At 66.3% G+C, this 13,609-nt stretch carries 13 protein-coding genes; 3 read left to right on the forward strand and 10 right to left on the reverse strand.

Annotated features, from left to right (window positions below; all coding sequences use genetic code 11):
• Positions 1-8 precede the first annotated feature (8 nt).
• The 10 genes from ABIC94_RS24665 to ABIC94_RS24710 form a co-directional block, all read right to left on the reverse strand.
• A complete protein-coding gene (locus ABIC94_RS24665; protein WP_354375624.1) occupies positions 9-1,418 on the reverse strand; it encodes an MFS transporter in 1,410 nt (469 codons plus the stop codon).
• A 28-nt stretch (positions 1,419-1,446) separates the two neighbouring features.
• Positions 1,447-3,339 carry a bifunctional sugar phosphate isomerase/epimerase/4-hydroxyphenylpyruvate dioxygenase family protein gene (locus tag ABIC94_RS24670; protein ID WP_354375625.1) on the reverse strand — a complete coding sequence of 631 codons (1,893 nt, stop codon included), beginning with the start codon at positions 3,337-3,339 and terminating at the stop codon, positions 1,447-1,449.
• 140 nt (positions 3,340-3,479) lie between these two features.
• Positions 3,480-4,244 (reverse strand): alpha/beta fold hydrolase, encoded by a 765-nt coding sequence (locus ABIC94_RS24675; protein ID WP_354375626.1) that lies wholly within the window; start codon positions 4,242-4,244, stop codon positions 3,480-3,482.
• 74 nt (positions 4,245-4,318) lie between these two features.
• The gene (locus ABIC94_RS24680; RefSeq protein ID WP_354375627.1) at positions 4,319-4,747 is read right to left on the reverse strand and encodes a carboxymuconolactone decarboxylase family protein; all 429 of its coding nucleotides are present in this window, start codon (positions 4,745-4,747) and stop codon (positions 4,319-4,321) included.
• The gene (gene pcaB / locus ABIC94_RS24685; protein ID WP_354375628.1) at positions 4,744-5,955 is read right to left on the reverse strand and encodes a 3-carboxy-cis,cis-muconate cycloisomerase; all 1,212 of its coding nucleotides are present in this window, start codon (positions 5,953-5,955) and stop codon (positions 4,744-4,746) included. The genes ABIC94_RS24680 and pcaB overlap by 4 nt, the downstream gene beginning before the upstream one ends.
• A gap of 102 nt (positions 5,956-6,057) precedes the next feature.
• The gene (locus ABIC94_RS24690; protein ID WP_354375690.1) at positions 6,058-6,891 is read right to left on the reverse strand and encodes a shikimate dehydrogenase family protein; all 834 of its coding nucleotides are present in this window, start codon (positions 6,889-6,891) and stop codon (positions 6,058-6,060) included.
• A gap of 28 nt (positions 6,892-6,919) precedes the next feature.
• Positions 6,920-7,924, reverse strand: coding sequence for a TRAP transporter substrate-binding protein (locus ABIC94_RS24695; protein WP_354375629.1), 1,005 nt, complete (start codon positions 7,922-7,924; stop codon positions 6,920-6,922).
• Between the two features lie 52 nt (positions 7,925-7,976).
• Positions 7,977-9,257 (reverse strand): TRAP transporter large permease subunit, encoded by a 1,281-nt coding sequence (locus tag ABIC94_RS24700; protein WP_354375630.1) that lies wholly within the window; start codon positions 9,255-9,257, stop codon positions 7,977-7,979.
• Position 9,258: 1 nt separating this feature from the next.
• Entirely contained in the window at positions 9,259-9,861 is a 603-nt protein-coding gene (locus ABIC94_RS24705; protein ID WP_354375631.1) for a TRAP transporter small permease, read from the reverse strand.
• Between the two features lie 56 nt (positions 9,862-9,917).
• Positions 9,918-10,841 carry a shikimate dehydrogenase family protein gene (locus ABIC94_RS24710; protein WP_354375632.1) on the reverse strand — a complete coding sequence of 308 codons (924 nt, stop codon included), beginning with the start codon at positions 10,839-10,841 and terminating at the stop codon, positions 9,918-9,920.
• Positions 10,842-11,039: 198 nt separating this feature from the next.
• Between ABIC94_RS24710 and ABIC94_RS24715 the strand changes: the two genes are divergently transcribed.
• The 3 genes from ABIC94_RS24715 (at position 11,040) to ABIC94_RS24725 (ending at position 13,603) form a co-directional block, all read left to right on the forward strand.
• A complete protein-coding gene (locus ABIC94_RS24715; protein WP_354375634.1) occupies positions 11,040-11,834 on the forward strand; it encodes an IclR family transcriptional regulator domain-containing protein in 795 nt (264 codons plus the stop codon).
• Positions 11,835-11,901: 67 nt separating this feature from the next.
• Entirely contained in the window at positions 11,902-12,912 is a 1,011-nt protein-coding gene (locus ABIC94_RS24720; RefSeq protein ID WP_354375635.1) for a Bug family tripartite tricarboxylate transporter substrate binding protein, read from the forward strand.
• A gap of 25 nt (positions 12,913-12,937) precedes the next feature.
• Entirely contained in the window at positions 12,938-13,603 is a 666-nt protein-coding gene (locus tag ABIC94_RS24725) for a response regulator (RefSeq protein ID WP_055805513.1), read from the forward strand.
• Positions 13,604-13,609: the final 6 nt, after the last annotated feature.

Genomic DNA, 13,609 nt, shown 5'->3' on the forward strand with positions numbered 1-13,609 from the left:
CAAGGTCTTCAGGCGGCGGCCTTGGCCATGCGTGCATCCACCAGCGTCTGTTCGCGCAGCCGGTCGTACTCGGTCTTCTCGACCGGAACCGCATCGGGCTTGCCCAGGTCGTTCATGTGCACGCGGTAGGTTTCGCGGGCGCTCCAGGCCGAGATCGCGGCAATGGCGCAGATCGCCAGCGTGATGGCACCGACGATCAGCGGGATGTTGGCAGCACCGGGGGGCGCGACCGCCACGAACAGCGCCGGCAGCAGCGCAGTGATCGCGGTGCCGATGTTCTGCGAAATCGCCATGCCCGAGACGCGGGTGCGCGTGGGGAACATCTCCGGATAGAAGCTCGGGAACACGGCGTTGTAGCCCTGGTAGACCACGCCCCACATCAGCAGCGACATCACGATGGCCAGCGGCACGTTGTGGATGCTGATGGCGTACAGGTAGCCGAACGACAAGAGGCCCGAACCAAGGGCGCCGACGACGATCGGCAGACGGCGGCCGACCTTGTCCGACAGGTTGCCGACGAACGGGATCACGATCACGGCCAGGATGTTGCCCATCACCGGAATCCAGAGGTAGATGTCTTTCTCGAAGTTGATGCCGTAGCCCGGCTGCACCGCATAAGCCGCGCCGAAGATGGTGGCAACCACCGGAATCACGTTCATCAGCGAGCACAGCAGCACGCGCAGCATGTCGCCCCAGCTTTCGGTCACGGCCTGGATGACCGGCGCCTTGGGCACCGTTGCGCTCTTCTCCACTTCGGTGAAGGCGGGCGTCTCGTCCACTTCCTTGCGGATGATGTAGCCGGCCACGATGACGATGAAGCTCAGCAGGAAGGGAATGCGCCAGCCCCAGGAGTTGAAGGCGTCCTTGTCCATGTAGTGCGCGAGCGGCAGGAACACGGCGGCCGCCATGATCTGGCCGGCCTGCACGCCCTGCAGCGTGAAGCTCGCGAAGAAGCCGCGGCGCCCGAACGGCGCGTGTTCCAGGATCATCGAGCTCGCCCCGGAAATTTCGCCGGCCACCGCAAAGCCCTGGATCAGCCGCAGCACCACCAGCATCGCGGGTGCCCAAAGGCCGACCTGGTCATACGTCGGCAGCAGGCCGACGGCGATGGTCGAAAAGCCCATCAGGAACATGCAGAGGATGAGCACGGTCTTGCGGCCGTGCGTGTCACCCCAGTGGCCCAGCAGCAGTGCGCCGATAGGCCGTGCCACGTAGCCCACGCCGTACGTAGCGAGCGACGCGATGATCGCGATCTGCGGGTCGCCCTTGGGAAAGAAGATCTGCGGAAAGATCAGCGCCGCGGCGGTAGCGTAGATGAAGAAGTCGTAGTACTCCAGCGCCGAGCCGATCCAGCCGCTGGCGGTGGCTTTCTTCGACTGGTGCTTGCCTTTCGGCTCGTGGGCCGTGATGGTTGCCATGGTTTGTCTCCGGGTTGACGAAAAAAATCTATGCCTGTGCCTGCGATGCCATGCGCGCGGGTGCGTTGAGGGCGCCGTAGGCGTCGTAGGCCCCGGTGCGCTGTGCCAGTTCGAAGAAGAGCCCGCCTTCGATGCTCTCGGTGTAGATGTGCAGGTAGTCGCCCGCCGCCGAGCGGTCGAACAGCACACCCGCCGCGCGCAGGCGTGCGACAAGCGCCGGGTCGAGGTCGATGCGCGTCGCCAGGTCGTCGTAGTAGTTGTCCGAAATGGGCACGAAGCGCGTGCCGGCGGCGCGCAGCCGCGCCACGCTTTCGAAGATGTCCGCGCAACGCAAGGCGATGTGGTGCACCGCGCCGCCGCCGGTCACGCTCAGCGTGCGCGCGGTGCGGGTGCGCTGGCTCAGCGACACGTTGAGCACCAGCCGCACGCTTCGCGCCGCGTCGGCCACGCCGCGGCTGCGAATCAAACCGAAGGGATCGGCCAGCTCCAGGCTCTCGCCCGGCTCCAGCCCCAGCACCGCGCGGGTGAACAGCACCCAGGTGTCGAGCTGGTCCAGCGCCAGGCCCAGCGCCACGTGGTCGATCTGCGTGAGGCCGACACCGCCGGCATCGGCTGCCGCGTCTTCTTCGAGAATGAAGTCGGCCTCGTACAGTCCGTTGGTGCCCAGGGCCTCGGACACGAAGTGGATCAGGTTGCCGCCGGGCGCCACGATGGCCGGCACGCGCAATTCATTGGGGCCGACCGGGCTGTCGTGGCGTAGCGAACGCATGGCGGTCGCACGTTCAACCGCTGCCAGAGGGGCGGCGCAGCGCACGCCCAGTGCGCACACCGAGGTGCCGTGCGCTTCGAAACGGCTGCGCGCGAACGAGCCCGGCTGCGCATTGACGATCAGGTTGATCTCGCCCTGCCGGTACAGCACCACGGCCTTGGAGCGGTGCCGGCCGACGCGGCGGAAACCGAGTTGCCCGAGCAAGGTACCGAGCGTTGCCGCCGAGCTTTCGTCGGCCGCGAACTCGATGAACGACAGGCCCGAAAGCGCCGGCACGGGCGGCGGAGTGAAAAGCTCGACGCATTGCGGCCGCGCAGGCACCGCGGCGGCCGATGCCAGGCGCCGCTGCGCCTCGCTTTCGAGATACAGCAGCGAGCGCATCGCGTCCACGGCAGTGCGCCGGTTCGGCGTTTCGCGAAATATGTCGTTGAAAATTTCCAGCGACAGCGGCCCCGTGTAGCCCGCGCGCAGCACCTGCTCGAAGAACCCGATCACGTCGAGGTCCCCCTGCCCCGGGAACGAGCGGTGGTGGCGCGCCCACTGCAACACATCCATCGAAAGCAGCGGCGCATCGGCCATCTGCAGAAAAAAGATCTTGTCGCCCGGAATGGCGGCGATGCCCGCGGGATCGTCCTTCAGGGACAGCGTGTGAAAGCTGTCGAGAATCAGCCCCAGGTTCGGATGCCCGGCCTCGCGCACGATGTTCCAGGCCTGGCCATAGAGCGACGTGAAGCGGCCCCAGGCCAGCGCCTCGAAGCCCACGCGGAGGTTGCGGCGGGCGGCACGCTCCGCGAGCTCGTGCAGTTGGGCCGCGGCAAGCGCCGGGTCATTGATGGCGAGCGGCGATGTGTTCGAGCAGCACAGCATCATCGGTGCGCCCATGGCCTCCATCAGGTCGAACTTGCGCTCGGCGCGCTCCAGGCTGCGACGGAACTGCGGCTCGGGCATGCCCTCGAAATCGCGGAACGGCTGGTACAGGTCGATCGAGAGGCCGAGGTCGGCTGCAATGCGGCGGAGGTCGCCGGCGCTGCCCTTGAAGTTGACGAAGTCGCTTTCGAACAGCTCGATGCCGTCGAACCCCGCGGCCGAAACGGCTTCGAGCTTCTGGTGAAGCGTGCCGCTGAGAGAGACGGTGGCAATGGAGCGATGCATGGGGTGACTGTAGAAACACCCGGTGCTCACCACAACGCTTCACGCTCATTCAGTGTTCGATAATCGAACGCCTACGTGCAGTGTTCGCACGAAATAGGGGTTAGACCTAGGCCATGCCCTGCCGCCTGCAAGCGGTTTTTTCAGAGACTGCGCCAGTAATCGATCAGCAACTGGGCAAACTCGACCGGCCGTTCCACCGCGCTGAGGTGCGCCGCATCGATGGTGGCCAGGCGCGCGCCGGGAATGGCGGCCACCATGGCCTCGGACATGACGAGCGGCGTGGCTTCGTCCTGCAGGCCCGCAATGACCAGCGTGGGCACGGCGATGCGGCGGTTGCTCTCGCGAAAATCGATGGCGGCCACGGCATTGCAGCTTTCGATGTAGCCCTGCGCGTCGGTGCGCACCAGCACGTCGTTCAGCGCCTGCGCCGCCGCCTTGCCCTCTTGCGTGGTGACATAGCCGTGCGTGAGCCAGCGCGACACCGCACCCGGCGCAATGGCCGCCACGCCTTTGGCAGCCACCGTTTCGACGCGCGCGCGCCACGGCGACTGGTCGGGATAGTGGGCCGACGAATTCGCGATCACCACGCTGCGCAGCAACTCCGGATGCCGGACCGCCAGCGCCTGCGCGGTCATGCCGCCCATCGAAAGGCCGACGAAGTGCACCGGCTCTCCGCCCGTCTCGCGCTGGATGAGTTCGGCGACATCCTGCGCCAGCATTTCGACGCGCAGCGTGCCCGGCACCAGCTCCGAGCCGCCATGGTTGCGGTGGTCATAGCGGATGACGGTGTGGCCGCGCGCAAGCTGCTCGGCCACGCCGTCCCACATGTGCAGGTCGCAGCCGAGCGCGTGGCTCAGCACGACGAAGGGGCCGCTGCCTTCGCGAACGACGTTCAAACGGGTCATGTCGATTCCTTTTTTATCGGATGTTGCAGACGCGGCAGCCAGCGGAGCGCGATGGCCGGCAGCACGCAGCCCGGTCACTGCGGGGTTGCTGCCAGCAGGCCCTTCTCGCGCAGGATGCCGGTTGCGATGCCGAAGGCGTGGTTGGCCACGGGCACGCCGCAATAGATGGCCGCCATCATGATGACTTCCTTGATGTCTTCGGGGGTCAGGCGAGACTCGGGCGGGCCGTCGAGCGCGGCGCGCACGTGCATCGCGAACTCTTCATAGGCGTGAATGCCCAGCATCATCGACAGCACCATGTAGCGGCGCGTCTTGTCGCCCAGCGCCGGGCGGCCCCAGATGTCGTTCCACGCGTGGCGCGTGATCAGCTCCTGGAACTCGGCGTTGAACTCGTTGCGGTTGGCCAGCGACTTGTCGACCCAGGCATCGCCGAGCACGCGCCGGCGATTGACGAGGCCCGCTTCGTAGTCGCCGGCGGAAGGTGTGCTTGCTGGGTCGGTCATCGGGTTGTGTCTTTCGCAGTCAATTGGTCGCGCAAGGCCGCCACCTGGCGCAGCGCGGTTTCGCCGGCAGGACCGGCCAGGGCCGGGCTGAACCATTCGTCCGCCGCTTCGCGCGGCAGCTCCGAGCGCAGGGCGTCGATGTTGGCACGCATGCGCGCCGCGTCGATCTGCAGGCCCGGCAGCGCACCGGCCAGCGCGCGTGCGCTGCCATGCGCGGACATCAGCAATTGCGGCCATTCGGCCAGCTCGGCTTGCCAGCCGCCGAGGGCGCGCTCGTGTTCCTGCGGCATGGCGGCCAGCAGCGCAGCCACGCGCTGCGGGGCACGCTGCGCAGCGGCCAGTGCAACCATCGAGGCCACGGGGTTGCGCTTGTGCGGCATCGCCGAGGAGCCGCCGCGGCCCGGCTCGGTGGGCTCAGCCACCTCGCCGACTTCGTACTGGCCCATGAGCGAAATGTCGCGCGCAATCTTTCCGAGGCTGCCCGTGAGCAGACCCAGTTCGCAGCCGAGCGCGATCCATTCGTCGCGCTGCGTGTGCCACGTGGCGCCCGCATTGCCAAGGCCGAGCTCGTCCGCCACGCGCTGCACCACGGCCGGGCCCTGCCCTTTCATTTGCGAAAGCGTGCCTACGGCCCCGCCGAGCTGCACGGCCAAGGCATTGCGCGCGGCCGTTCGCAGCCGCGTGCGGCTGCGAACCAGCGGCGCGGCCCAGCCCGCACACTTGAGGCCGAAGCTCGTGACCGAGGCCGGCTGCATCAGCGTGCGCGCGAGAATCGGGGTGCCCGCATGCTGCGTGGCGTGCTGCAGCAGCGCCTCGATGGCACGGTCGACATCGGTTTCGATGAGCGCAATGCCCTCGCGCGTGACCAGGGCCATGGCCGTATCGATCACGTCCTGGCTGGTGCTGCCGAAATGCACGAACGGCACGGCCTCGGGGTTGAACAGGCCCACGGCCTCTTTCAGCGCCTTGACCAGCGGAATTGCGACGCTGCCCGCGCGGCCGCTGTCGCGCACGATCTTCGCCACATCGAACAGCTCGACCTTGCAGCTGCCGACGATCGAATGCGCAGCCGATTCGGGCACCAGCCCAACGGCAGCCTGCGCGCGGGTCAGCGCCGCTTCGAAGCGAAGCATGGCGTCGACAAAATTGCGATCGCTGAAGGCTGAAAGCGTCTCGGAGGTGGAAAGAAAGCCTTCAAAAATACTCATGGTGAACGCCTCTTGCGTCAAAAAAATTGGGCGGGCGAAGCGGCATTACACCGCGTTTGCACCCCGCCCGTGGCCCGTAGGCGTTTGCGTTGGTTGCAACTCTCAGTAGCTGATCTTCGCCTCGGCGCGCAGCTCGTCGGCCGTGGCCGTGCCGAAGCCGAAGAACTCGAGATATGCGGGAATCATTTCGAACAGCATGTCGGTGCCGACCTGCACCGCGCAGCCCTTGTCCAGTGCGGCGCGCAGCAACGGCGTGTATTCGGACTTCATGACCACCTCGCCGACGAAAGTCGAGGGTGCAATGCGGGCCACGTCGAAAGGAATCGGATCGTCTTCCTTCATGCCCAGCGGCGTGGCATTGACGATCAGGTCGAAGCCGGCCGGATCGTTCGAGCCCGTGGACACGTCCAGCGCCGGATAGTGCGCGCGCAGCCGTCCCGCAAGCGCATCGGCCGACGGCGCGTGGGCATCGAAGAGCGCAATTTGCGCAACACCGGCGGCAGCCAGCGATGCCGCAATGGCCGAGCCGACACCGCCGCTTCCCGAGACCAGCACGCGCGCGCCCTCGAGCGCACAGCCCTTGCGCAGAACGCCGCGCACAAAACCCGCGCCATCGAACTGGTCGCCCACCAGCGTGCCGTCGGCGCGCTTGAGCACCGCGTTGCAGGCCCCGGCGATTTTCGCGGTCGGCGTGACCTCGTCGACCAAGGCCATGGTCGTGATCTTGTGCGGCATGGTCACCAGCGCCCCCCGGATGTTGGTGAGCCGGAACAGCGCGGCAAACGCCGCGGGGTAGTCCTCGGGCTTCACGCCCATCGGCACCACGACCGCATCGATGCCCTGCTTTTCGAACCAGGGGTTGTAGATCATCGGCGCCTTGAAGCTCTCGGTGGGAAAGCCCAGGTGCGCGACGAGGGTGGTCTTGCCGGTGATCATGCTGTCCTTCATTCGCCTGTCGTTGAACTTACTTGCGGACCTTTGCAATCTCGGCCATGAGTTCCTTCACGGTTGCCTCGCCCACGGTGGCCGTGTACTTGTCGATCACGGGCTTGACCTTGTCGCGCAATTTGGCCATTTCGGCGGGCGGAAGTTCGGTCACGGTCATGCCGGCCTTCTTGAGCGTGTCGAGCGCGGTGTCGGCCGCGGCGCGGGACGCCTCGCGCTGGAACTTGGTGGCTTCGGCAGCGGCGTCGCCGATGATCTTCTTCTCCTCGGCGCTCATGCTGTCCCAGGCCTTCTTGCTGATGAGCAGCGCCTGCGGGTTGAAGATATGGCGCGTTTGCGTGATGTGCTTCTGCACCTCGGCGAACTTCGAGGATGCGATCACGGTGTTGGGGTTCTCCTGGCCGTCGACCGCCTTCTGGTCCAGCGCCGAGTACAGCTCGGGGAAGGGCATCGGCGTGGCGTTGGCGCCCAGCGTGGTGAACAGGTCGATGTAGATCGGCGACTGGATCACGCGGATCTTCAGGCCTGCGATGTCGTCCGCCTTGGCGATCGGGCGCTTGCTGTTGGTCAGGTTGCGAAAGCCCAGGTCCCAGTAGCCGAGGCCGTGCAGGCTCTTCTCGTCCAGCTTGGCGAGCAGCTTCTGGCCGAAGGGGCCGTCGGTCACGGCGTCGGCTTCCTGCGCGTTGTTGAACAAGAAGGGGAAGTCGTAGGCGGCAAACTCCTTGACCTGCGCGGTCAGGATGCCGGCGTTGAGCACCGTCATCTCGATGGTGCCGCCCTGCATTGCCGAAACCGTCTGCAGGTCGCCGCCGAGCGTTCCGCCCGGGAACAGCTTGACGGTGATCTTCTTGCCCGACTTCTCGGCGACGAGGTCTGCGAATTTCTGCGCACCTTGGGCCTGCGGATGGCCGGTCTGGTTCTGGAACGCGAACTTGAGCGTGCGTTCCTTCACCTGGGCGGCGGCGCCGCCCATGGCAGCGACCGCGACCAGGGCGACCAGCGTCTTGCTGAAAAATTTGTTCATGGTGAAAGTCTCCTCGGGGTTGAAATAAGAAAGCGAATAGCGGGAAGGAAGGTCAGCCGCTCAGCAGCCGGGCCGGCCAGATGACGAGCTGCGGGAACATGACCATCAGGAACATCATTCCGAACTCCGCGAGCGCAAAGGGCCACACGCCGCGCGTGAGCTCATCCATCTTCATGCGCCCCACGCCGGCCACCACGTTGAGCACCGTGCCCACCGGCGGCGTGATGAGGCCTATCGAGTTGTTGATGATGAAAAGCACGCCGAAGTAGATCGGATCGATGCCCGCGGCCTTGATGACCGGCATCAGCACCGGCGTGAGGATCAGGATGGTGGGCGTCATGTCCATCGCGGTGCCCACCGCCATCACCAGCACCATGATCACGATCATCAGCAGCATCGGGCTCGCGATGAGCGGTTCGAGCAGCGCGACCAACTTGGCGGGCAGGTCGGCCACGGTGATGAGCCAGGCCGAGACCATGGCCGCCGCAACCAGGAACATCACGATCGCACTGGTCTTGGCGGCCGACACGAACATGGCGTAGAACTGCGAGGGCTTGAGCTCGCGGTAGACCACCGTGGCCACGAAGATCGCGTAGACCGCGGCCACCACGGCCGCCTCGGTGGGCGTGAAGATGCCGAAGCGCAAGCCTACGAGGATGATCAGCGGCAGCAGCAGCGCCCAGGTCGCTTCGCGCAGCGCGGTGAGCATCTCGCCTTTGGACTTGCGCGGCGGGGGCAGCACCTTTTCCTTGCGCACCAGCCACCACCACGTGAACCACAGCGAGGCGCCGATCAAAATGCCCGGGAAGATGCCCGCAAGAAACAGCTTGGAGATCGACACGTTGGCGGCCACACCGAAGATGACGAACCCGATCGAGGGCGGGATGATCGGGCCGATCACGCCGGAGGCCGCAATCAGGCCGCCCGAACGCGCCTTGTCGTGCCCGGCGGCCACCATCATCGGGATCAGCAGCGCCGACAGCGCGGCCGCATCGGCCACGGCGGAGCCCGACAGGGCCGACAGGATGCAGGCCGCCACGATCGCAACGTAGCCGAGCCCGCCGCGCACGTGGCCCACCACTGCCAGCGCGAGGTTCACGATGCGCCGCGACAGGCCGCCTTGGTTCATGGCCTCGCCGGCCAGCATGAAGAAGGGCACGGCCAAAAGCGGAAAGCTGTCGGCGCCGTTGATCACGTTCTGCGCCAGGATCTGCGCATCGAACAGGTCGAGGTGCCACATCAGCGCCACGCCGCACAGCAGCAGCGAATAGGCGATCGGCACGCCGATGGCCATGGCACCCAGCAGGGCACCGAGGAAGATGGCAATCGTCATGTCAGTTGCCTCGTGCGTTGTTGCCGCCGCGCTGGCGGGCGGAGGCCTCTTCGGCGTCGCGGCGCGCGAGTTCGGCGTTGATGCGGTCGATGTCGCCCTGCTCTTCCGACTCGTGCACCATGACCAGTTCGGCGTCGCTGAGCTTCCCGCTCAGTGCAAGCCAGAGGTCGTACAGCAGAAACACGATGGCCGAGACACCGAACACCACGCCGACGAAATAGAAGATGCCGACGGAGGCGCCGGTGGTGGGCGCGCTCACGTCCCAGTTGATCAGCGTCTGCTGCCAGCTGCCCGTGAGCAGCAGGTACGAGGCAAACAGCATCAATCCGTGCGACAGGTACAGGCACAGCTTCTTGCCCCAGGTGGGTAGCTTCGAGATCAGCATGTCGGTGCCCAGGTGGCCGTGCTCGCGCACCGCGACGATCGCACCGAGAAAGGTCATCCAGACGAAGAGCCAGCGCGACACCTCTTCCGACACGGTAATGCCCGAGTTGAAGCCGTAGCGCAGCACCACGTTGCCGAACACCATGAGCACCATGATGGCCAGCATCAGCGCCATGAGCCCTTCGAGCCCGCGGCAGTACCACGAGAAGATTCTTGTCATTGTTCTTTTGCCTCTTGCTGAAATTGTTCTGTTCGGCGCTGTTCCGCAAGCGCCTTTCAGGCGACGGTGTCGGAGCGATAGCGCAGGGGCGCGGCAATCTCTGCATGCATCGCGGGCGGATAGATGATCTCGCGCAGAAAATTCGCGTCCTTGCGCAGGCCCTGCGCCGCATCGGCATGGCCGAAGTACGCGAAGTAATGCGGCATCTGCTGGATCAGCATCTCGAAGCCGGCCTGCGCGTTGAGGCCGCGGGCACGCGCGGCGCGCACCAGCGGCGTCGGCTGGTTGCGCAGCAGAATGTCGAACAGCGCCGCATGGCGCTCCATGCGCGCAACGTCCACCGGCAGCGCGTCGGCCTCGTCCAGGCCCAGCGACGTGGCATTGATGACCAGGTCGTAGCCCTCGGGCGCATTGCTGTCGACTGCCACCACGTTGGCATCGAAGAACGCGTCGAGCTTGGCCGCCACGCCGGCCGCCTTGCCGGCCGAGGTGTCGTAGAGGGCAATGTGCTCCGCACCGTCGACCGTGCCGCCTTCGGCCAGCGCAACGCCGATGGCCGCCGCGCTCACGCCCGCGCCGAGAATCAGCACCCGCTTGCCGCGGAACGGAATATTGAAGTGATCCAGCGCACCCAGCAGGCCTTCACCATCGAACAGGTCGCCTTCCAGTTCGTTGTTCTCGATGCGGCGCACCACATTGACCGAGCCAGCCACCCGGCCGAACAGGCCGCAGCCGTCGAGCAGGTCGACCGCCAGCGGCTTGTGCGGCGGCGCAATCACCATGCCGCGCACGTTGCGCGCCAGGAAGGCCGACTTGAGGAACACCGCGAAGTCGCGCAACGGCACCTGCATGGGCACCAGTACCGCGTCGATGCCGAAACGCTCGAACACGGCGTTGAACATCCTCGGCAGGCGCACGTTGCGCACGGGGTCGCCGGGGATCAGGTACGCCAGGGTGCTGCCAGTGATGGAGGTGGTCATGTCTTGCCTCTTTGTGCGGCAATCGCTCCAAAGCCACTGCCAGGGCGAACTTTATCCACCTTGCCCCCGAACCCGACTCCTCTCGATGCCCAAAATGAACGACTATCGACTTTAAACGTTCGTTCATCGCACAAAAACAGGGTAAATCCTGATGAGCGCGGTCCGTGATGGCGCCCGCCGCACGGCAAACTCCGGGGCATGAGCACCGATTCCGCCGATCTTTCTCCCGCGCCGCCCGGGCTGGACAAGCGCGACTGGATCGCGGGCCTGGAGCGCGGCGTGAGCATCATCGAAGCCTTCGACGACGCCCACCCGCGCCTGACCGCCAGCCAGGCCGGGGAACGCACCGGCATGACCCGCACGGCCGCGCGCCGCTACCTGCTGACGCTGCAGCACATGGGTTATGTGGCTAGCGACGGCAAGCTGTTCTGGCTCACGCCGCGCGTGCTGCGGCTGGGCCAGTCATACCTCGATTCGGCGCGGTTGCCGCGCATCGTCCAGCCGTTTCTGCAGCGCGTGGCCGCCGGCACCAACGAGATCGCCTACCTGAGCGTGATGGACGGCGACGAGGTGGTCTACATCGCGCGCAACGGCCCCAACCGCAGCATGAGCACCGGCTATGTGCTCGGCGCGCGCGTGCCGGCGCAGGTTACGGCGGCGGGCATGCTGATGCTGGCGCTGCGCGGCGACGCCGAGCTGGCTGAATGGCTCGCCACGCGCGAACTGCAGGTGTTCACCTCGCACACCATCGCGAGCAAGGAGCGCATGAAGCTCGAACTGGCGCGCATCCGCGCACAGGGCTGGGCGCTGTCGGAGCAGCAGCTCGACCTCAACTCGCGCGGCATTGCCGTGCCGCTGCGCGACCGGCACGGCATGCTGGTGGGCGCACTCAACATCACGATGCCCATGGGCCACGAAAGCTCCGAGGACGCGGTGGCACGCGTGCTGCCGGTGTTGCGCGAAACGGCGCAGGCCATGCGCAACCTGATTTGAACTGACAGCTTTCCGACAGCATCCCTCGGGCAGGATGCACGCTCACAAAAGCGATGGAGACAAATTCATGTCCGACAACTACTTCCTGAACGATCAACAGTCCACGCGCCGTCAATGGCTGCAGGGCGGCGGCGCGCTGGCCCTTGGCGGCCTGCTGCCTTCGATGGCCTCGGCCCAGGCCGGCTGGCCCAGCAAGTCGGTGCGCTTCGTCGTGCCCTTCGCGCCGGGCGGCAGTTCCGAAATCGTGGCGCGCTCCACAGCCGCCGAACTCTCGCGCACGCTGGGCCAGAGCGTCTTCGTCGACAACAAGCCGGGCGCGGCCGGCAACATCGCCATGAGCGAAGTGGCACGCAGCACCGACCAGCACACGCTGATCCTCGGCCACATCGGCACGCTGGCGGTCAACCCGTACATCTTCGCCAAGCTGCCCTACGACCCCAACAAGGACTTCAAGCCCGTGAGCCTGCTGGCCAAGGTGCCGAGCCTCTACGTGGTGCACCCGGATGTGCCGGCGCAGAACCTGAAGGAGTTCATCGCCTACGCCAAGTCGAAGCCCGGCAAGCTGAGCTACGGCTCCGCGGGCAACGGCAGCGCGGGCCACCTGGCCTTCGAGTACCTGAAGATGACCGCCAACGTCTTCATGCTGCACGTGCCCTACCGCGGCACGGGCCCCATGGTGACCGACCTGCTCTCGGGCCGGCTCGACGCTTCGGCCATCGGCGCCGCGGCGATCCTTCCCTTCATCAAGACCGGCAAGGTGCGCTGCATCGCGACCGGCTCGGCCAAACGCCTCGCACAGTTGCCCGACGTGCCGACCGTCGCGGAGCAAGGCTTCCCCGGCTTCGAGATGACGCAGTGGTACGGCATGCTCGCGCCGGCCAACATCGAGCCCGCGCAACTGGCAAAGCTTTCGACCGAAACGATGAAAGCGGTGAAGTCGCCCGACTCGATGCAGCGGCTGACCGCCGACGCGGCGGAAGCCATCGGCGGCACGCCAGAGCAGTTCGCGCAATTCATCGCGGCCGAGCAGGCGCGCTGGCAGAAGGTGATCGCAAGGGCAAACATCAAGCCGGACTGAGCCTCGCAGGCCCTAGCATCGCGCCATGCGCATCCTGCTGGCTGAAGACGAACACACCCTGGGCACCTGGCTCTGCAAGGCGCTGGAACATGCGGGCATCCAGGTCGAATGGGTGGACGACGGCCGGCTTGCCGACCGCGCGCTGCAGCAGCGCGACCACGATGCGCTGGTGCTCGACCTGGGCCTGCCCGGCATGGACGGCCACACGGTGCTGCAGCGCCTGCGCGAACGCGACCAGCGGCTGCCGGCGCTGATCCTCACGGCGCGCGATTCGCTGAGCGAGCGCGTGGCCTCGCTCAATGAGGGTGCCGACGACTTCCTCGCCAAGCCCTTCGCGCTGGCCGAGCTCGAAGCGCGCTTGCATGCGCTGGTACGCCGCGCGCGCGGCGTCGAGCATCCGCGCCTGGCCTGCGGCCCGCTGGTGTACGACGGCGCACGCCGGCAGTTCGTGCTGAACGGCGAAGCGCTGGCGCTCTCGCCACGCGAGCATGCGGTGTTGCGCGTGCTGGTACAGCGCAGCGGCGAACCGTTGTCGAAGCAGCAGATTCTCGAACGGGTGTTTTCCGACGACGAAGAGGTACACCCCGAAGCGGTCGAGGTGCTCGTCTACCGGCTGCGCAAACGGCTCGACGGCACCGGCGTGCGCATCGTCACGCTGCGCGGGCTCGGCTATGTGCTGGAAGCGGACTGAGTGCGC

Origin of the sequence: Variovorax paradoxus, assembly GCF_040544635.1 — a bacterium.
In the GTDB taxonomy this organism is placed as follows: Bacteria; Pseudomonadota; Gammaproteobacteria; order Burkholderiales; family Burkholderiaceae_C; genus Variovorax; species Variovorax paradoxus_R.

Coding starts and splice junctions, on each gene's coding strand:
- ABIC94_RS24710 (WP_354375632.1), bottom strand. CDS start 10,841: ATGACCACCTCCATCACTGGCAGCACCCTGGCGTACCTGATCCCCGGC.
- ABIC94_RS24675 (WP_354375626.1), bottom strand. CDS start 4,244: ATGACCCGTTTGAACGTCGTTCGCGAAGGCAGCGGCCCCTTCGTCGTG.
- pcaB (WP_354375628.1), bottom strand. CDS start 5,955: ATGAGTATTTTTGAAGGCTTTCTTTCCACCTCCGAGACGCTTTCAGCC.
- ABIC94_RS24680 (WP_354375627.1), bottom strand. CDS start 4,747: ATGACCGACCCAGCAAGCACACCTTCCGCCGGCGACTACGAAGCGGGC.
- ABIC94_RS24715 (WP_354375634.1), top strand. CDS start 11,040: ATGAGCACCGATTCCGCCGATCTTTCTCCCGCGCCGCCCGGGCTGGAC.
- ABIC94_RS24705 (WP_354375631.1), bottom strand. CDS start 9,861: ATGACAAGAATCTTCTCGTGGTACTGCCGCGGGCTCGAAGGGCTCATG.
- ABIC94_RS24720 (WP_354375635.1), top strand. CDS start 11,902: ATGTCCGACAACTACTTCCTGAACGATCAACAGTCCACGCGCCGTCAA.
- ABIC94_RS24665 (WP_354375624.1), bottom strand. CDS start 1,418: ATGGCAACCATCACGGCCCACGAGCCGAAAGGCAAGCACCAGTCGAAG.
- ABIC94_RS24700 (WP_354375630.1), bottom strand. CDS start 9,257: ATGACGATTGCCATCTTCCTCGGTGCCCTGCTGGGTGCCATGGCCATC.
- ABIC94_RS24725 (WP_055805513.1), top strand. CDS start 12,938: ATGCGCATCCTGCTGGCTGAAGACGAACACACCCTGGGCACCTGGCTC.
- ABIC94_RS24695 (WP_354375629.1), bottom strand. CDS start 7,924: ATGAACAAATTTTTCAGCAAGACGCTGGTCGCCCTGGTCGCGGTCGCT.
- ABIC94_RS24690 (WP_354375690.1), bottom strand. CDS start 6,891: ATGATCACCGGCAAGACCACCCTCGTCGCGCACCTGGGCTTTCCCACC.
- ABIC94_RS24670 (WP_354375625.1), bottom strand. CDS start 3,339: ATGCATCGCTCCATTGCCACCGTCTCTCTCAGCGGCACGCTTCACCAG.